Consider the following 19,672-nt stretch of genomic DNA (forward strand, 5'->3'; position numbering starts at 1 on the left):
CTAGATAGAAGGAGACTAAAGATATGTCAGTTACAGGAGTAATAAAAGGTGTTCAAGATATTATGCGTCAAGATGCAGGAGTAGATGGAGATGCTCAAAGAATATCACAATTAGTATGGATGATATTTTTAAAGGTATTTGATGCAAAGGAAGAAGAATGGGAATTAGAACAAGATGACTATGAACCAATAATTCCAGAAGATTTAAGATGGAGTGCTTGGGCTGCTGATGACGAGGGAATCACAGGAGATGAACTTTTAGACTTTGTTAATAACAGACTATTTAAAGAATTAAAGGAATTAGAACTAGATGAAAATTCAGACCCAAAAAGTTTCTTAGTTAAGGCTATATTTGAAGATTCATATAACTACATGAAATCTGGAGCACTAATAAGACAGGTTATAAATAAATTAAATGAAATAGATTTTACAGCAAGTGAAGACAGGCATTTATTTAATGATATTTATGAAAATATATTAAAAGACTTACAAAGTGCAGGAAATTCAGGAGAATTCTATACTCCAAGACCTGTAACACAATTTATAATAGAAACATTAAATCCACAATTAGGTGAAAAGGTAGCAGATTTTGCTTGTGGTACTGCTGGGTTCTTAACTTGTGCTATTGAGCATATGAAAAATCAACAAAGTAAGGTTGAAGATTTAAAGGTATTAGGAGAATCAATAATAGGTGTAGAAAAGAAACCATTACCACATCTATTAGCAACAACAAACTTAATTCTTCATGATATAGATGTGCCACAAATAAAGCACGATAACTCTCTTATGAAGAATGTAAGGGATTTAAAACCATCAGAAATGATAGATGTAATAGCAATGAATCCTCCTTTTGGTGGAATTGAAGAAGATACAGTATTAACAAACTTCCCAAGCCAATTCCAAACAAAAGAAACTGCTGATCTATTTATGACTTTGATAATGTATAGATTAAGTGAAAATGGAAGAGCAGGGGTAGTTTTACCTGATGGTTTCCTTTTTGGTGAAGGTGTTAAAACTAAGATAAAAGAAAAACTATTAAGTGAATTTAATCTTCATACAATAGTTAGAATGCCTAATGGTGTATTTGCTCCATATACAGGAATTAATACAAATCTTCTATTTTTTGAAAAAGGAAAAGCAACAGAGGAAGTTTGGTATTTTGAACATCCACTACCAGAAGGATATAAAAACTATACAAAAACTAAACCAATAAGAAGTGAAGAGTTTGAACTTGAAAAGAATTGGTGGACTAATAGAGAAGAAAGTGAAAATGCTTGGAAGGTATCAATTGAAGAAATCAAAAACAGAAATTATAATTTAGATTTTAAGAATCCAAATAAGGAAGAAGAGGATTTAGGAGATCCAGTTGCACTACTTGAAAAGTATAATAATGCTAAAGCAGAAGTAGATGAAATACAAAATCAACTTATAGAAGAATTAACAAAGATTTTAGGTGGCAATTAATATGGATATGATGTTAGAACAGTTTAAAACCATCTTTGATAGACCAGAAAAGGTTAAGAAGTTAAGAGAAACTATACTTGATTTAGCAGTAAGAGGGAAATTAGTGGAGCAAAATCCTAATGATGAACCAGCAAGTGTTTTACTTGAGAGAATTAGGGAAGAGAAAGAAAGATTAATTAGGGAAAAGAGAATTAAGAAAGAAAAGCCATTAGCAAAAATAAGTGAAACTGAAAAGACTTTTGAGTTGCCTTATGGTTGGGAATTGACAAGAATAGGTGAGATAATTACATTAAAAGGTGGCAAGAGGTTGCCTAAAGGTTATTCATTACTACAAGAGGAAACTAGTCATGTTTATATTAGAATTACTGATATGAAAAATGGATCTATTAAAAATTATGATTTGAAATATATAAGTGATGAAGTTTATGAAAAAATAAAGAGTTATATTATTACAAAAGATGATTTATATATTACAATTGCTGGAACAATAGGTGAGGTAGGTATTGTTCCTGATAAATTTGATAATATGAATTTAACTGAAAATGCAGCAAGAATAATACCATGTAAGGTAAATAAATTTTGGTTAAAGTCATTTATTGAATCTACATTTATACAAAGAATTTTATTAGATAAAGTAAATCAAATGGCTCAACCTAAATTGGCTTTGAAAAGAATTCAAGATACAATAATACCACTTCCTCCGCTTATGGAACAAAAACGTATTGTAGAAAAAGTTAATTCATTAATGGCTTTTTGTGATAAGTTAGAAAAAGCATTAGAGAAAAAAGTTAATTATGGAGAGTTAAGTGCTAAATCTGTATTTAATGCTGTAGGTAATGTTGATAGTGTAGAAGAATTAGAAGAAGTTTTAAGGTTTATATTATTAAATTTTAAAGATTTATCTTTAGGAGATAATGCAGTAAAAGAATTGAAAAATTGTATACTTCAATTAGCAGTACAAGGAAAATTAGTACAACAAGATCCAAATGATGAACCAGCAGAGGTTCTTTTAGAGAAGATAAGAGAAGAAAAAGAAAGATTAATTAAAGAAAAGAAGATAAAGAAAGAAAAGCCTTTAGCAGATATAAGTGAAGAAGAAAAACTATTTGAATTGCCTTGTGGATGGAAGTATATTAGGATAAGAGAATTATTAGAAAACATTCATTATGGTCATACAGCATCGGCAGTTTCTAATGATACAGGTATCAAATTTGTAAGAATTACAGATATTCAAAATAATACTGTCCAATGGAGCAAAGTACCATTTTGTGAAATAGATAATAGAAAATTAGAAAGTTGCAAGTTAAGAAATAATGACATTTTAATTGCAAGAACAGGGGGAACTATTGGCAAGTCATTTTTAGTAAGAAATGTTAGCAGTGTTGCAGTATTTGCATCATATTTAATTAGAATGATACCATTAGAAATAAGTTATGCACAATATATAAAATTATTTTTGGAAACTCCAACATATTGGAAACAGATAATTGATAAATCACAGGGAACAGGTCAACCTAATGTAAATGCAGTTTCATTAAGTGAACTTGTTATTCCACTTCCACCATTACAAGAGCAAAAACGCATAGTAGAAAAAGTTAATTCATTAATGATATTGTGTGATGAATTAGAAAGGAAAATTCAAAAACAAAAGGATTATAGTAATAGATTAATGGAATCTATTCTTAAAAGTTCATTTTAGCATAGAGCACAACTCTATGCTTTTTCTATATTAAAATTAATGGCAGACAATTATATATACCTTACGTTAAGATTAAGATGTAAGGGGGGAATGGGTTATGTTAGATACAATAGAAGTAGAAATTGATGAGTTATTTGATGAATTAATAACCTTTGCGGATGAACTAATAGAAGAAAGGTTTCTCGCTGATATTTTAGTAAATGATATAAATACAGAAGATCTTAATAGGAACTTTGATAAATTTATATTTACTAAAGGTACAAATATTTTAAAGGATTATTTATCACTAAGAAGATATTAAAAATTGTTTTAGAACTGAAGTTATAATTATAATCTAGTAAAAGTAATACTTTATATTTAAAAATTGAACAATTTATACTTGTTATAAATTTAACATTAATTATATGAAAAATATTTGTCGAAATTAGTAAATAAATGAGAAAAGTGCTTTAATATAGTAAAATAGTTAGAAAATTTAATGATTTCTCATTATAAAGATAAATTTAAATGTTAAAAAAAACACAAAATCCATTGCTTTTTGTAAATAGTAGTACTAATATAGAGGTGGTTAAGGAAATAATTGCATATATGGTTAAATTTTATGGTAGTGATATTTCCATTAATTATTTAAATGTTTATGTAAAACATAGCATCTCATTACAAAAGGTTTTATGTTTTGCATAAAGAGGGTTTATTATAGGGAAACAAGCTCGAATTCAAAACTATTTCTAAAGCTGTAAATATATTGCTTTCAAAAGAAATACTTAGTATAAAATGATTACGAGCTAGTCTCACTATTAAGGGTATCCAAGTTTTGGAACTAATAATTATGAAGATGAACTTGGAACCCTATAGTTTAAGGAGGATTTTGTTATGTTAAGCAAGAGATTAAGTAAGGTTGTTTTAGGAGCTATGATTTGTGGCGTTATGGTTACAGGTATGGCTAGTGTATGTATGGGGGAAGAGGAATTAAAGAGTTCAAATGTAGTTATGAGCGAGACTAGTAATAATGATGTAGTTAAAACAAGAATGGAAAGTAATGTTGTTTTTGCATCACTAAGAGATGTTTCGAACTTTTTTAAAGGGGATTTTAAATTAAATGGTGATGAAGCTATAGTTAATATAAATGGTGATGAGATAGTAGTGAACTCTGAAAGAGAAGTTGCAAGAGTGAATTCTAAGAGTGTGAGTCTTATGACAAAGGCTAGAATGTATGATGATGACATATATGTGCCATTAGATTTTTTAAGAGATAATGTAAATGCAAGATTTACTTATGATAGATTGAGTGGAAGATTAACTTTAGAAAGCAGTATGAAACTTCAGTATGCAAGTGGATTTAGTGTAGAGTATTTTAAAGGTGGAGTTAAGAAAGTTACAGATGGAGCAAATAGAACTTTGGTTATTGTTCCTGAGGGAAAAGTTGTACCAGAAGAGTTTAAAAATGAAACTATTATAAAAACACCACTAAAAAACGTTTTAGCAACATCAAAAGATGAAATAGATGTTTTAAAAAACATAGGTGAAATAAACAGTGTAAAAGAAGTAACAAAAGAAGCTGTAACTTCTGATGTTATAGAAATTAAAATGGGACTTCAAGATGGAGTTGTACAATATGTAAGTAAAGATGATGAATTTGATTTTGATAAGATATCATTTTTAAGTCCAAAACTTGTTATAGTTGATAGAGGATTAAAAGATTATGAAAATATAGTAAAAAAATTAGATGAGTTAAATATAAATTATGTAGTTGAAAATTCAAGTTTAGAAAATAATCAAAATGCAAAAAATGAATGGGGAAAATTCATAAGTGTATTTTATGATAAGGAATAAATGCAAAAATTGAATTAATTTATAGGATATAAAAGATAGGTAAACATTTTGTTATCTATCTTTTTTATTGTATGGGAATTTGAACTTTTTTAGAAAAAATTATAATATAATTATTAACATTAGTATAGCTATGTTTTAATGTGAAAATATTGTTTTGATTGCTAGGTGGTAGGATTAATTCATTTTAAAATAGATATTTATTACATGAAAATGAAATACTACATGATGATTTTCATAAAATGCTTCTTGCAATACAAAACTTAGTAGAATACTTAAATAGAAATTATTTTAATGATGAAAAAATAGAAGAAGAGGTGATTACGATGACAAAAACATTATATGATCCAGAAGTTTACAAAAAAGGAATAGAAAAAGGTATAGAAAAGCAAAAGTTAAAAATTGCTATAAATTTATTGGATATATTAGATGATAAAACAATAGCATTAAAAACAGTGTTAGATATAAATAAAGTGAAAGAATTAAGAAAAGAAATAAAATAAATTAGTATAGAGTTCCAAATTTGACTCAAAAATAATAGCTTTATCAAATAACACTAGCCATATTACAATTAAGTCAATTATTATGTTTGGAACCAATTAACAATTAACAGTTAGCAATTAACAATGATGGTTAATATTATTCACTTTGTTCTTAATATTTATGAATAGAAATATCTAAAAACTAAGTTTTTATATTGTGTTTAAATAATTTGCTTCGCAAATCATTATAAAAATTGATTTAAAAAACTGAGACTTCAGTTTTATCCTTCATTGTTAATTGTTAATTTTTGTACACTCGTTTAAACATATCTTTCTCAATTGAAATAATAGTAATTTCATTTTTCAACTTGTTTTCCTATAAATCAAATTCAGTAATGAAAAAATAAAATATTATTACAAGGAAGACTATTGAGTTTTTATTAGATTAGTACTACAATGTAATTGTTTGAAAATTGAATAAAATATATTTAGGTACCTAAATAGGTTTAATAGGGAAAGTGGTGAAAATCCACTACAGCCCCCGCTACTGTATACGGATACGAAGTCAAATCCACTGGTTTTTAACTGGGAAGGATGACTAAGGCTAAGCCGTTAGTCAGGAGACCTACCTAATTATAAGTATGTAAAAGAAATTTCGGAGGGAGATTGAATTATGATAATGTAAGCTTTAATTTAAAGCGTATTTTTGATGCGTTTTAAAGTTATATTGAAAAACCTCTGTTTTATAGGGGTTTTTTATTTTGCACAAAATTTCTTTAAGTAGGGTTTAGGGAGGAAATTTTTAAATGTTAATGTTAAATAAAAAGTTAATATGCTTAGTTATAGGAAGTGTTATTTGTACATCTTTAATAGGGTGTTCTAATAATGAAGATATAAGTACAAGTTCAAGTGAAGTTGAGAACTATGAAAATACTGATGATGTTAAAACTAAAGTAAAAAATAATATTGTATTTGCATCTTTAAAAAGCACTACAAATTATTTTGATGGGAATTTTAAAATGGAAGATGATAAAGCAATATCAAATATAAATAATAATGAAATAGTTGTAAGTGACAATAGTTACATTATAAAAGTTAATAAAAAAGATGTTAATCTTATGGCTAATATAGAAAGGGATAAAGATGATATATACGTACCGTTAGATTTTTTAAAAGATAATGTAGATGCAAATTTTAATTACAATAGGGAAGAAAATGATTTGATTATAGAAAAATGTATGCACCTTCAATATACTAGTGGTTTTAGTGTTGAATATTTTAAAGGTGGAGTAAAAAAGGTTATAGATGGAGAAAATCATACTTTAATTCTTGTTCCAGAAGATAAGGATATACCTAAAGAGTTTAAAGGTGAAAATATTGTAAGAACACCAGTAAAAAATGTTTTAATAACATCAGAGCACCAAGGAGGAATCTTAAAAAATATAGACGAAATAAAAAGTATAAAAGAAGTTACAAAGGAAGCAGCAACTTCAAATGAAATAGAATTAAAAATGGGGCTTCAAGATGGAATTATACAATATGTAAGTAAAGATGATGAATTTGATTTTGATAAGATATCATTTTTTAGTCCCAAGCTTGTTATAGTTGATAGAGGATTAAAGGATTATGAAGATATAGTAAAGAAATTAGAAGAGTTAAATATAAATTATGTAGTTGAAAATTCAAATTTAGAAAATAATCAAAATGCAAAGAATGAATGGGGCAAACTAATGGGTGCATTTTATGACAAAGAAGATAAAGTAAAGGTAGTAAAATAAATAATAATTATCAAGTTTAAAGCAAAGTACCTTAAGTGAAAAATGAATGTAAAAAAATTAGATTAAAACTTTGAATTGAAACATGAATAACTTAGTTTTTAACTTTAAGTTATTCATGTTTCAGTTTAGAGTGTAGATTTTAGTCATTTTTGAAGCTTTTTCTAAAACCAAAGAAATCTCTAAATTCATTAGCTTTATAAAAATCTTTAGAACTATTACTGCCTAGAAGTTCAATTCTTGTTTTAGGATATAATAAATGGCAAGCATTGATAAGAGCTTTTCCAAGGCTTTTTCCTCTAAAATCTTTATTAATTATTAATTCTATAATATAAGTAGTTATTTCTGTATCAGTTAATCCACGTAGAACACCAGCAATGCTACCTTCATAAAGTATAACAAGAACTATATCAGAGTTTTTAAAGGCTTTTATAGCATCATTAGGTCTTTTTATAATGGTTAACCAACCTTCAGTTTCATATATTTTTTGAATATATGAAAAGTCATTTTCCTCAAATTCTCTAATGTAAAAGCCATCTGGTAATGAGATATTAGATAAAATTAAGTTGATGTTTTCAGGAGTTATTTTATTATTCATGAATCAGTACCTCACTTATACAAATTTGTATTTTAATTAATAATAAAAATTATACTATGTATTAATACAATTATGTAAAAAAAAGTTAAAATTATCAGCTGTAGATTATAAAAATTTCAAAAATAACCATATATTCCAAAATGGAATGTGTTTAAATTTTAGTATATTAAAACTTAAATAAATATAACGTGAAATGAGATAAATAGGGCATTGAAACTAGTTTGATTTTTAGAAAAATATTATAAAAAATTAAAAAATATAAAATAATCATCAAAACAATACAAAAAATGGTATTGAATTATGTAAAATTTAGCAATATAATGTGGTTGTTTGAAAATTTAATAGTTATATTTAGGTACTCACTGTGAAATTAATTTCATGATATAAGTTGTACAAGTTTTTAAGTTTAAAAAGTTTGCATTTTATAAAAGAGTTTAATAGGGAAAGTGGTGAAAATCCACTACAGCCCCCGCTACTGTAACGGATACGAAGTCAAATCCACTGGTTTTTAACTGGGAAGGATGACTAAGGTTAAGTCGTTAGTCAGGAGACCTGCCTAAATAGATGTTTAGATCAGAGGTTTCGGAGGGAAATCAAAGTATATCAAAATTTATTTTTTAATTTTAAAATATTTTTAATGTTTTTAAAATTAGTGATATATTAAAAAAACCTCTATTTAAAGAGGTTTTTTTATTGCAAAAATCAATATATATTTTAAAGCTAAAATATAAAATTAATAATTTATATAAAAAATAAGATTAAAGATAGTTTAAATCTTAATAAGTACATATTTTTGGAGGATAAGGGAATGTTGAGAAATAATAAAAGAATAAGCAAATTAGTTATAAGTGCTGCATTATGTACAGCTATATCTATGAGTCTCATTGGGTGCTCAATAGGAGAAGGGAAAAGTACAGAGTCAAGTGTAGTTGTAGATAATGAAAAAACAGAAAATGTGGTTAAAACTAAAATTGATGAAGAGAAAGTTTTTGTTTCATTAAAAGATACATGTAATTATTTTAAGTGTGAATTTAAATTAAATGATAAAGACGCAGTAGTAAAAATAAATAATGATGAAATTGTAGTAAATAAGGATAGTGAAACTGCAAAGGTAAATTCAAAAGAAATAAAATTAGAACAAAAAACTAAAGCTGACAAGGAAGATATATATGTTCCAATAGAATTTTTAAGTGATGCTATAGATGCAAGATTTAATTATGATAAGGAAGAAAAGGTTTTAAATATAAGAACAGAAATGCCACTTAAGTGTACAAAAGCATTTAGTGTGAAATATCTTAAGGGTGGAATTAAAAAAGTTGTTGATGGTGATAAAAGAACTTTAATAATAGTGCCAGAAGGAAAAGAAGTACCTGAAGAATTTAAAAATGAAATAGTTATAAAAACACCAGCTAAAAATGTGTTGTTAGGTTCAACTACTCAGGCATGTCTTTTAAGAGCAATAGGTGAACTTGATAGTGTTAAAGCTGTGACAACTGAAGCTAAAAATTGGAGTATAGATGAAATTAAAACAGGACTTGAAAATGGAAATATAGAATTTGTTGGAAAAGGTGATTCTCCAGATTTTGAAAAGATATCAGTTTTAAAGCCGGATTTAGCAGTAGTTTATAGTGGTCCAGCTGGTCAACAAAAACTTATGGAAAAATTAGATGAGTTAAAAATAAATTATGTAGTTGATAATGAATATTTAGAGGAAAATCCATATGGAAGAATGGAATGGTCTAAGTTAATGTCAGCATTTTATGATAAAGAAGAAGAGGCTGAAAAGCAATTTGATAAGGCAATAAAAAATGTAGAAGCTGTAAGTAAAAAGATAGAAGGCAAAGAAAAACCAAAAGTAGTATGGGCAACTATAAGTAAAGGTAAAGTATATGTTCCTAAAAGTGATTCATATGTTGCAAAAATGATTGAAATGGCTGGAGGAGAATATATTTTAAAAGATGATGGTGTAGGAAGTGGAACTATAAGTATAGAAGAATTATATGCAAAAGCTAATGAAGCAGATATTTTTGTTTATTCATCTTCAACAAATTATAGTCCAACATTAAAAAGTGTAGTAGAAAAAGCTCCTATACTTGAAAAACTCCAACTTGTAAAAGATAAAAAAGTATGGTGTTTTGCACCGGATTATTTCCAATCAATAGATAAAAGTGATGAACTTATTATAGATTTAATGGAAATGTTCCACCCAGGTTCAACTGGAAATGAAATTAAACACTATATAAATTATAAAGAATAAAAACAAAAATCCTACAGAAGCTCTAAAAATAGAGCTGACATATAAATAGATATTAAATATAGAGATGTACTATTTTGAATTGGTACATCTTATATATTTTAAATCAAAATATATAAATCTAAATGTAAAATGAAATTATTCAAATATTAAATGAGAATGGTAGTATTCCAAGAATTTGAGAAAGACATTACTTTAAATTTGAATTTGGAGAGGATAAAATATGGATTTTTTAAGAAAGTCTAAGGTTAGGTATGCAATAGTTTTTGTTATATTAGCGTGTTTGCTGTTTTTAACTTTAGCGTTATGTGTTGGATTTGGTTCGGTTAAGATTGGGCTTAGGGAAATTTTAGATATTTTATTTAATAAAGAAGCTACAGTGAATCCTTTTTACGATATAGTTTGGAATATTAGATTCCCAAGAGCTGTAGCGACGATTATAGGAGGATGTTCTCTTGCAGCATCAGGACTTTTATTACAAATATTTTTTAAAAACCCAATAGTAGAGCCTTATGTTTTAGGTGTTTCATCTGGAGCATCATTATTTGTTGGAGTTATAATGCTTGGTGGTGTAACTCTTGGATTTGAGACAGTATCACCATTTATGTTAGTGTTAGGTGCTTTTTTAGGTTCACTTATAGTTATGGCTATAGTAATTTTATTTGCAGGAAAGGTTAAAAATGTAGTTACATTACTTGTAATAGGTATGATGGTTGGATATTTATGTAGTGGAGTTACAAGTGTATTAACAGCTTTTGCAGATAAAGAAAAGCTTCAAGGTTTTACAATGTGGAGAATGGGTACTTTTTCTGCATTTACATGGAATCAAGTTAAAGTGCTTATTATAATAGGTATTCCAGTAATTTTATTAAGTATGTGTATAGTAAAACCATTGAATGCATTTTTGTTAGGTGAAGAGTATGCAAAAAGTATGGGGGTTAATATAAAAGGATTTAGAATAGCTATTGTAGCCATTTCAAGTATTTTAGCAGCAGTTGTTACGGCTTTTGCAGGTCCAGTTGCATTTATTGGACTAGCTGTTCCTCAAATTTCAAGATTGCTATTTAAGACTACAGATAATAAAGTACTTTTGCCAGGAACTATAATGCTTGGGGGAATAGTTACTTCTATTTGTGATTTAATTGCAAGAACAATAGTGTCACCAGTGGAACTTCCAATAAGTGCAGTAACTTCTTTTGTTGGAGCACCAATTGTAATATTCCTTGTGTTAAAAAGGAGGGCTTCATTATGATTATGTTAAATACAAATAAATTAACTGTTGGATATGAGAAGAAAATAGTAGTAGACAATGTTGAAATTGAAGTGAATAGTGGGGAGATATTATGTTTTTTAGGTGCTAATGGAGCTGGTAAAACAACAATACTTAGAACTTTATCAGGTCTTTTAACTTCTATAAGTGGAGAAGTTTATATAAAAGAAAAAAATTTGCTTCAAATTGATAAAAAAGAATTAGCTAAAAAATTAGCATTAGTTTTAACTAATAAATTTGAAGGCTCTCTTACAACTGTATATGAAGTTGTAGCTATGGGAAGGTATCCTCACACAGGATTTTTTGGAAAGCTTAGTGAAAAAGATAATGAAATTGTATTTGATGCATTAAAAACTGTAAATGCGGATAAGTTAAAAGAGCGTTATTTTGACGAATTAAGTGATGGTGAAAAACAAAAAGTCTTAGTTGCAAGAGCATTAGCTGGAGAACCAGAAATTATTATATTAGATGAGCCAACTACTCATCTTGATATAAAGCATAGATTAGAACTTATGGATATATTAAAAAAACTTAGCAAAGATAAAAATATAGCAGTTATTGTGTGTTTACATGAAATTGATATTGCTCTTAAAAGTGCTGATAAAGTAGTTCTTGTAAAGGATAATAAAATATTTGCTTATGGAGCACCAGAAGATGTTGTAGATGAAAAGATAATAAATAACTTATATGGAATGGAGTCTAATTATAATAATTTATTAGGTTCTGTTGAAATAGAAAACACATTAAAACCAGAAGTTTTTGTTTTAGGTGGATGTGGAAAAGGAACACCAATATATAGAATATTTACAAAATCAGATATAGGAATTTCAACTGGTATAATTTATGAGAATGATATAGATTATGAAATTGCAAGAACTATGGGAATAAAAATATACAGTTTAAAGCCATATAAGAAAGTAGAAGATGGTGATGTTGTACATATAAAGAATGAATTAAATGATATTAATTTTGTAATAGATGCAGGCAGCATCATAGGAGATATAAACTTTAAAAATACAGAAATAATTAAAGAAGCCATAAAAAGAAAAAAAACTGTAGTATCTTTAAGAAGCAAAGAAGACAGTATGAAACTATATGGTGATAATTATAAAAATATAGTTTATTTTAATAATGTTTCAGATGTTTTAAAGGAATTTTACAAAGTAGTAAATGTTTAATATAATTTAAAGTTCTAAAATAAAATTATTTAAGATGTAAATGTGATTAATGTTAGTAAAGGAAACAGGAATTATTTAAAACGTTAAATAAAATTAACAATTAATGATAAAACTGAAGTATCTAAAGCAATAGGTATATTTACTATTAAAACTATGGTCAGTAAGAATATTATAATGGGGAATTTATTCTCCAAAATGAACTTTTTATGGATAAATATTATATTAATTTTATTTGAAGTACAAATAAAAAAATTGTAGCGGGGATTTCAATCCCCGGGGATATTCACCATAATTCTTAATTGGTTTCAAATACAAATCGATAAATTAAATGTGAATTCAGTATTAATTAATAATTTTACAAACTATAGGGTTCCAAGTTGAAACTTTAAGTTATTCATGGTTAAGTTGATAATTCTAATTAATTTAATTAAAAATTGAAAATTGAAAGTGAATGTAAAAATTGGATTTCCAATTTTAAAGAATGATTTTTTATGTGTTTCTATTTTTAGATATTAGGAACAAAGTGAGTAATAACTACCATAACTTTTCACTCTTAGTTCTTACCTGGTTTTCAATATAAAAATAGAAATAAAATGTAACTTTAGTACTATCATTTGAGAAAGAGATTAAAACCATGTGATGAGGAGGTTTTTTTATGATGATATATAAATTGTCAACTGGTGATGAAGTACATAGATATGATAAAAGTATAGTTATACCTTTTAAAGGTGAAAAAAAGGTGGTTAGTTCAGGGCCTTTAAATGGAGGTTATAGAGAAGATTTGAAGTATGTTTTTAATAATGATTCTAATCCTGGTGCAGGAATTGCTTGTACAATGAAGGGGGAAACTTATGAAGAACATATGATGATAACAGCAACAGAGCTTGGACTTGATGGGGAATTTGCAAGTGGTCTTTGTACTGCTGCATCAATGGATAATGTATCTATAAAAGAGGAAGAGTTTGAAGATGTTAAAGTAACAGCAATAGTAACTGGTGGTATAGATGTGAATGGTGGAAGAGCTGGTGACCCTGCATCTTATGTTGAAAGAAATAAAAAAATTAGTAAGTTAAAACTAGGAACTATTAATATTATTTTGGTTATAGATGCTGATTTAGCAGAAGGAACAATGGTTAGGTCAGTGGTTACAGCGACAGAAGCAAAGACAGCAGCAATTACAGAGCTTATGGCAGGAAGCATGTATTCAAGAGGACTTGCTACTGGTTCAGGAACTGATGGAATAATAGTAGTTTCTAATCCAAGTTCAGATAATAAGTTAACTGATGCAGGAAAACATTCAAAGCTTGGTGAACTTATAGGACTTTCTGTAAAGTCAGCAGTAAAAGAAGCACTTTTTTTACAAACAGAATTAAGCCCAAAGTATCAACATAGCTTTTTAAAGAGAATGAAAAGATTTAAAGTAGATGAAGATAAACTTTGGGAAAAATACAAGAATATTTGTATTCATAAAAAAGCTCAAGTAGACCTAACAAAAGCAGAATTTATTAATAGTGTACATAAAATTGAAAGAAATAATAGACTTGTAACACTAACATCTTTATATGCTCATCTTATAGATGAATTAGATTGGGAGCTTTTATCAAAAGAAGAAGTTTCATTAGAATGTATTAATATTTTAAATGAAATTTGCAGTAATTTTGATTTAGAAAGTCCATTAAGTGGTCATGCTAAGTTAAATATTAATGTTGAAGATTCAAAAGACCAGATTATTTCAAAATTAATAGATAAATTTATGCTTATTATAACACTTATAGCTGGGGTGAAAAGAGATGTTTAATATAACATTTGTAATGTCAAATTTTGATGCACAGTATAGATTAAAAGAAGTTTGTAGAAATTTAAAAGAAGAATTTAAAAATGAATTTGTATTTAATTTTTTGGAAAGTAGACAAATTGAAAATGATAAAGAAAATTTAGATGAATATAAAGATATATTTAATAAATCAGATTTTATCTTTATATCACTTCATAGTGGAATTACATATTTTAAAACAGTGAATTCACTGATAGATGAATTTAATGGGAAAAAGAAGTTTTTTATATATTCTTCAGTTGATGGAGAAAATGAACTTTTACTTAGAAAGTCTAGTATATCAAAAGAAGAGTTTGGTAGCATATTTAAATACTATAAAATAGGTGGAAATAATAACTTTAGAAATATGGTTTTATACTTAGCATCTACCTATAGTAATAAAAACTATAATTATAGTGATGCTGAAAAAAGAGTTTGGGAAGGGATTTATTACAAGGGAAGAAAAGTTGAAGATGAAAAAGAGTATATAAAAAAAGCAAAAGATAGTAATAAGTCAGTAGTTGGAATATTGTTTTATAGTAATTATTACTTTGAAAATAATACAAGACATATAGATAAATTTATAGAAGAAGTAGAAAATTTAGGTGGAGTTCCTTTAGCTGTATATACTGCATCTGCAAAAGATGAATCTGTAGGATATAAAGGCATTCAATATGTTATAGATAAGTATTTAATGGAAGAAAATGAGCCTATAGTAGATGTAGTTATAAATACTATGGCTCATGCACAAAGTATTCTTGGAAATCCAGGAGATGGAACTACATATGTAGAAGAAAGCATTTTTGAAAAATTAAAAGTACCTGTGCTTCAAGCAATTGGAACTTATCAAAGTTATGAAAGCTTTAAAAAATCAATTAAGGGAATAGATAGTATGGCACTTTGCGGTAATGTTTATGATCCTGAATTTGATGGCCAAATTATAACAGTAGCTACAGCAACTAATGAGCTTATAAGAGATGAACTTGGAGATAGGTATGCATTTTTCCCTATTGAAGAGCGTGTAAATAAGGTATGTAGGCTAGCACTTAATTTTGCAAAACTTAGAAGAAAAGAAAACAAAGATAAAAAAGTTGCAATAATATTTCATAATATGCCACCAAGAAATGACATGATAGGTTGTGCTTTTGGATTAGATACACCACAAAGTGTTTTTAACATTGTAAATGAATTAAAAAGTAATAATGTTAAACTAGATTATGATTTTGAAAATGGTGATGAAATTATAAATAATATCATAGATTGTGTTAGCAATGATTCTAAGTGGCTAAGTGAAGAAAAGGTTAAAGAAAAAAGCATAGATTTAATAGATAAAGATACTTATATTAGTTGGTTTTCAAAATTAAGTTACAATGTACAAGAAAAAATGGAGAGAGATTGGGGAAAAGCACCAGGAGAATTTATGGTTTATGATGATAAATTCCCAGTGCCAGGAATTCTTAATGGAAATGTGTTTATAGGACTTCAACCAGCAAGAGGATATGAAGATAAAGCAGAAGAAGTCTATCATAGTACAGATATAGTTCCACCACATCAATATATAGCTTTTTATAAGTGGATAAGAAATGTATTCAAAGCAGATGTCATTATACATGTTGGAACCCATGGCTCATTAGAGTGGCTTCCAGGTAAGGAAATAGGGCTTACAGATGAATGTTATCCAGATATAAACATTGATGATATTCCTAACTTATATCCATATATAATAGATGTTCCTGGTGAAGGTGCACAGGCTAAAAGAAGGTCATATGCAACAGTTTTAGATCACTTAATTCCATCACTGATGGAGAGTGGACTATATGGAGAAATGGAAAATATAGATGAACTTATAAAACAATATTATCATGCTAAAAACAGTGATGTAGGTAAAGTAGATGGAATTAAAAATGAACTTATAGAGCTAATGATAAAGAATAATTTTCATGATGATTTAAATATAAAAGAGGAAGAGTTAAGAGAAGATAGTTTTAATAGCATAGAAAAATTACATGGTTGGATTGAAGAAATTAAATGTTCTTTAATAAAAGATGGGCTTCATATATTTGGTGTTGCTCCAAAAGAAAAACGATATGTAAATATGATAGTTGCACTTTTAAATTTACCTAATGGAGAAGTTCCTTCATTAATAGAAAGTGTATGCATAGCTAAAAATATAAATTATAACACTTTAAAAGATAAGCCTTATGAAAAAAATGAAAATGATGAAACTAATTTAATGATTTTGGACAAGCTTTTAGATTTAAGTAGAAGAATTATAGATGATTTTCATAAAGAAAATTATAGTGAAGATTCTATAACTTCTATAATTACAAAATATTTTGATAAAGAAAAAGCAAGTGATTTAGATAAAGTACTTAAGTTTGTTTCAAAGGTTGTAACTAAAAAGTTAAATGATACAACTGATGAATTAAAAAATCTTATTAAAGGTGTTAATGGAGAGTTTGTATCTAGTGGTGGTTCTGGATGCCCAACAAGAGGAAGAGTGGACATATTACCTACTGGTAGAAATTTTTATACGATAGATCCAACGTCTGTTCCAACTAAATCAGCTTGGGAAGTTGGCAAAAGACTAGGTGATGAATTAATAAATAGATATTTAAAAGATGAGGGGAAATATCCTGAAAGTATTTCAATTGTAGTTTATTCAGGGGAAACTATTAAAACTACTGGTGATGATATAGCAGAAATTTTATATCTTATGGGCATTAAACCAAAGTGGCTTGAAGGGTCTCAAAAAGTAGTTGGTATTGAAAAAATTAGTTTAGAAGAGCTAAAAAGACCAAGAATTGATGTAACATTAAGAATTACAGGTCTTTTTAGAGATACATTTCCAAATCTTATTGAACTTATAGAAGATGCTGTTAATCTAGCTTCTAGTCTTCCAGAAGATGAAAAAAGCAATTACTTAAGAAAACATGTTTTAAATGAAATAGATGAACTTTTAAGTGAAGGAATTTCTTTAGAAGTGGCAAAAGAAGAAGCTGGTATGAGAATTTTTGGTTGCCCACCAGGTACTTATGGTGCAGGTGTAGATATTTTAATCAACAGTAAAAAGTGGAATGATAGAAATGATTTAGGTGATGTGTATACTCTTTGGGGTGGACATGCCTACGGAAAAAATATTCATGGTAAAAAAGTTAAGGAAGTGTTTGAAAGAAGATTGTCTAGTGTGGAGGTTACTGTTAAAAATGAATCTTCAATGGAGATAGATATGCTAGATAGTGATGATTTTTATAACTATCATGGTGGGCTTGTAGCTGCTGTAAGTAGAGCATCAGGCAACATGCCAAAATCATACTCAGGAAATAGCAGTGATCCTAAAAGAGTTAAATTAAAAGATATAAATGAAGAAACAGCTAGGATAATGAGATCAAGAATATTGAATCCAAAATGGTTTGAAGGGTTAAAAGAACATGGTTATAAAGGGGCACAGGAAGTTTCAGCTATGGTAGATATTATGTTTGGATGGGATGCCACATCAAGTGTTATAGAAGATTGGATGTATGATGGTGTTGCAAGAGAATATCTTTTAAATGAAGAAAGAAGAGATTGGATAAAAGAGGCTAATCCATGGGCAGTTTACAATATGACAGAAAGATTATTAGAAGCAAATAAAAGAGGTATGTGGAATGGAGATAAAGACACTTTAAATGAGCTTAGAAAAATATATCTTAATGTAGAAGGCGATTTAGAAGATTATGTTTAGTAATGTTAAGTTGTTAGTTGTGTGGGTTACAAATGATTGTAATTTAAATTGTAAATATTGCTATGCAAATGGTGGAGAAAAGAAGGAATATATGACTTTTGATACAGCTAAAAAAGCTATTGATATGATTAAAAGTGATAGTTTCAAAATTCAATTTGCTGGTGGAGAGCCAATGATGAATTTTTCTCTTATAAGAGATATTTATAATTATGTTCAAAGTAAAGATAAAAAAATAACATTACAAATGCAAAGCAATGGAACGTTAATAGATGATGAAATTTCTAAAGAAATTAAAAAAATGGATATAAAAATGGGTATAAGTTTTGATGGTGGATTAGACATAAATGAAAAACTTAGAGGGAAAAGTGTAGAAGCTATAAATGGTATAAAAGCTTTAGGTAAAAATGGAGTAATAGTAAATTTAAACACAGTAATAACAAAAGATAGTATAAGAAGTTTAAGTAAATTAATTGAGCTTGCTTATTATCTTGGTAATGTTAATGGAATAGGTTTAGATTTATTAAGAATAACAGGTAGAGCAAAAAAGAATAATTTAGAGGTGGCAAGTTACAAGGATATAGAAAAATATCTTAATGAAGCTTATAAAAAAACTGAGTATTTAAGTTCTTTAACAAATAGAAAAGTGATAATAAGAGAAATTGAGGATGCAAAAGGTAGAATTAAACATTCTTCAAGTTATTGTAATACAAATTATTGTCATGCAACTTATGGTGGTTCTATGGTTGTTTATCCAAGTGGAGATGTATATCCTTGTGGATCTTTAAGTGGAAGTAAAAAGTATTATATGGGAAATGTACATGATTTGAAATCCTTAAGAATGATTACTATAAATACTGCAGAAAACGAAAGTTGTAACAGTTGTAGATTTAATAATATTTGTACAAAAGGATGCCCAGCTAGAAGTATTATAAATTCTAATGGGCAGGTTTCAAAAGAAGATTGTTACCTTAGAAAAGTGTCATTTGAAATATGTGATAATTTTAATTGATTTAATGGGTTTGAACTGGAAAAATGAAATTATTAAAATATCCAATAAGAACAAAATTATTCCAAGAAACAGTAATTATTTAAAACGTTATTTATAAAAATTTCAAAGAAACTCTAATAAATTTGCCATTTTATTTTCAAGACTAAACGGCTGAATCGACGTCCTGTCTAGGCAGTCGCTGAACCCGTCCTTGGGTTCAGGTCTTGAAAATAAAAGACAAATTAATAAGATTTTCTAAATCAATTTTTAAAGAAATACTTATTTAAATAATTCCTGTTCCTTGATTAAAAAAAGTTTTTCAATTTGAACTTAGAACCCTATATAGCGAAACAAGTTCAAAAGTACAATTATTTTTGTTTCATTTGGGAATTCTAATTAATTTAATTGAAAATGGAAAATTGAAAGTTGAAAGTGAATGTAAAAATTGGAGATCCAATTTTAAAAAACGATTTTTTATTAGATTTGCAAAGTAAATTATTTAAATGCAATATAAAAACTTAGTTTCTATGGATTTCTATTCAAAAATATTAGGAACTAAGTGAGTAATATCTACCATAACTTTTCACTTTTCACTCTT

The 19,672-nt window shown here is 27.5% G+C and carries 14 protein-coding genes and 2 riboswitches; of the genes, 13 read left to right on the forward strand and 1 reads right to left on the reverse strand.

What is annotated here, in order from left to right; genetic code table 11:
* Positions 1-23: 23 nt before the first annotated feature.
* The 7 genes from AC07E4_RS08855 (at position 24) to AC07E4_RS08885 (ending at position 7,252) form a co-directional block, all read left to right on the forward strand.
* A complete protein-coding gene (locus tag AC07E4_RS08855) occupies positions 24-1,463 on the forward strand; it encodes a type I restriction-modification system subunit M (protein WP_478216160.1) in 1,440 nt (479 codons plus the stop codon).
* 1 nt (position 1,464) lies between these two features.
* Positions 1,465-3,162 (forward strand): restriction endonuclease subunit S, encoded by a 1,698-nt coding sequence (locus tag AC07E4_RS08860; protein ID WP_478216161.1) that lies wholly within the window; start codon positions 1,465-1,467, stop codon positions 3,160-3,162.
* Positions 3,163-3,259: 97 nt separating this feature from the next.
* Positions 3,260-3,463, forward strand: a complete 204-nt coding sequence (locus tag AC07E4_RS08865; protein WP_478216162.1) for a hypothetical protein — start codon at positions 3,260-3,262, stop codon at positions 3,461-3,463.
* 206 nt (positions 3,464-3,669) lie between these two features.
* Positions 3,670-3,846: a hypothetical protein gene (locus AC07E4_RS08870; protein WP_478216163.1), complete on the forward strand. Its 177-nt coding sequence runs from the start codon at positions 3,670-3,672 to the stop codon at positions 3,844-3,846.
* Positions 3,847-4,035: 189 nt separating this feature from the next.
* The gene (locus AC07E4_RS08875) at positions 4,036-4,995 is read left to right on the forward strand and encodes a stalk domain-containing protein (protein ID WP_478216164.1); all 960 of its coding nucleotides are present in this window, start codon (positions 4,036-4,038) and stop codon (positions 4,993-4,995) included.
* 323 nt (positions 4,996-5,318) lie between these two features.
* Positions 5,319-5,495, forward strand: a complete 177-nt coding sequence (locus AC07E4_RS08880; protein ID WP_478216165.1) for a hypothetical protein — start codon at positions 5,319-5,321, stop codon at positions 5,493-5,495.
* Positions 5,496-5,947: 452 nt separating this feature from the next.
* Positions 5,948-6,121: riboswitch (cobalamin riboswitch) on the forward strand.
* Positions 6,122-6,280: 159 nt separating this feature from the next.
* A complete protein-coding gene (locus tag AC07E4_RS08885) occupies positions 6,281-7,252 on the forward strand; it encodes a stalk domain-containing protein (protein ID WP_478216166.1) in 972 nt (323 codons plus the stop codon).
* 139 nt (positions 7,253-7,391) lie between these two features.
* On the opposite strand, the gene AC07E4_RS08890 is transcribed toward AC07E4_RS08885, so the two are convergent.
* Positions 7,392-7,847, reverse strand: a complete 456-nt coding sequence (locus AC07E4_RS08890) for a GNAT family N-acetyltransferase (RefSeq protein WP_478216167.1) — start codon at positions 7,845-7,847, stop codon at positions 7,392-7,394.
* Between the two features lie 385 nt (positions 7,848-8,232).
* A riboswitch (cobalamin riboswitch) is annotated at positions 8,233-8,421 on the forward strand.
* 234 nt (positions 8,422-8,655) lie between these two features.
* Here AC07E4_RS08890 and AC07E4_RS08895 point away from each other — a divergent pair.
* From AC07E4_RS08895 to AC07E4_RS08920, 6 genes are all read left to right on the forward strand, one after another.
* Entirely contained in the window at positions 8,656-10,104 is a 1,449-nt protein-coding gene (locus AC07E4_RS08895) for an ABC transporter substrate-binding protein (protein WP_478216168.1), read from the forward strand.
* Positions 10,105-10,324: 220 nt separating this feature from the next.
* Complete coding sequence (locus AC07E4_RS08900) at positions 10,325-11,353, forward strand: FecCD family ABC transporter permease (protein WP_478216169.1); 1,029 nt, start codon at positions 10,325-10,327, stop codon at positions 11,351-11,353.
* A complete protein-coding gene (locus AC07E4_RS08905; RefSeq protein ID WP_478216170.1) occupies positions 11,350-12,549 on the forward strand; it encodes an ABC transporter ATP-binding protein in 1,200 nt (399 codons plus the stop codon). Before AC07E4_RS08900 ends, AC07E4_RS08905 begins: the two co-directional genes overlap by 4 nt.
* A 655-nt stretch (positions 12,550-13,204) precedes the next feature.
* Positions 13,205-14,347, forward strand: coding sequence for an adenosylcobinamide amidohydrolase (locus AC07E4_RS08910; protein WP_478216171.1), 1,143 nt, complete (start codon positions 13,205-13,207; stop codon positions 14,345-14,347).
* Positions 14,340-18,086 (forward strand): cobaltochelatase subunit CobN, encoded by a 3,747-nt coding sequence (gene cobN, locus AC07E4_RS08915; protein WP_478216172.1) that lies wholly within the window; start codon positions 14,340-14,342, stop codon positions 18,084-18,086. Before AC07E4_RS08910 ends, cobN begins: the two co-directional genes overlap by 8 nt.
* A complete protein-coding gene (locus AC07E4_RS08920) occupies positions 18,079-19,095 on the forward strand; it encodes a radical SAM protein (protein WP_478216173.1) in 1,017 nt (338 codons plus the stop codon). Before cobN ends, AC07E4_RS08920 begins: the two co-directional genes overlap by 8 nt.
* Positions 19,096-19,672 lie beyond the last annotated feature (577 nt).

It is taken from the genome of Clostridium amazonense (assembly GCF_056431285.1).

Coding starts and splice junctions, on each gene's coding strand:
- AC07E4_RS08855 (WP_478216160.1), top strand. CDS start 24: ATGTCAGTTACAGGAGTAATAAAAGGTGTTCAAGATATTATGCGTCAA.
- AC07E4_RS08860 (WP_478216161.1), top strand. CDS start 1,465: ATGGATATGATGTTAGAACAGTTTAAAACCATCTTTGATAGACCAGAA.
- AC07E4_RS08865 (WP_478216162.1), top strand. CDS start 3,260: ATGTTAGATACAATAGAAGTAGAAATTGATGAGTTATTTGATGAATTA.
- AC07E4_RS08870 (WP_478216163.1), top strand. CDS start 3,670: ATGTTAAAAAAAACACAAAATCCATTGCTTTTTGTAAATAGTAGTACT.
- AC07E4_RS08875 (WP_478216164.1), top strand. CDS start 4,036: ATGTTAAGCAAGAGATTAAGTAAGGTTGTTTTAGGAGCTATGATTTGT.
- AC07E4_RS08880 (WP_478216165.1), top strand. CDS start 5,319: ATGACAAAAACATTATATGATCCAGAAGTTTACAAAAAAGGAATAGAA.
- AC07E4_RS08885 (WP_478216166.1), top strand. CDS start 6,281: ATGTTAATGTTAAATAAAAAGTTAATATGCTTAGTTATAGGAAGTGTT.
- AC07E4_RS08890 (WP_478216167.1), bottom strand. CDS start 7,847: ATGAATAATAAAATAACTCCTGAAAACATCAACTTAATTTTATCTAAT.
- AC07E4_RS08895 (WP_478216168.1), top strand. CDS start 8,656: ATGTTGAGAAATAATAAAAGAATAAGCAAATTAGTTATAAGTGCTGCA.
- AC07E4_RS08900 (WP_478216169.1), top strand. CDS start 10,325: ATGGATTTTTTAAGAAAGTCTAAGGTTAGGTATGCAATAGTTTTTGTT.
- AC07E4_RS08905 (WP_478216170.1), top strand. CDS start 11,350: ATGATTATGTTAAATACAAATAAATTAACTGTTGGATATGAGAAGAAA.
- AC07E4_RS08910 (WP_478216171.1), top strand. CDS start 13,205: ATGATGATATATAAATTGTCAACTGGTGATGAAGTACATAGATATGAT.
- cobN (WP_478216172.1), top strand. CDS start 14,340: ATGTTTAATATAACATTTGTAATGTCAAATTTTGATGCACAGTATAGA.
- AC07E4_RS08920 (WP_478216173.1), top strand. CDS start 18,079: ATGTTTAGTAATGTTAAGTTGTTAGTTGTGTGGGTTACAAATGATTGT.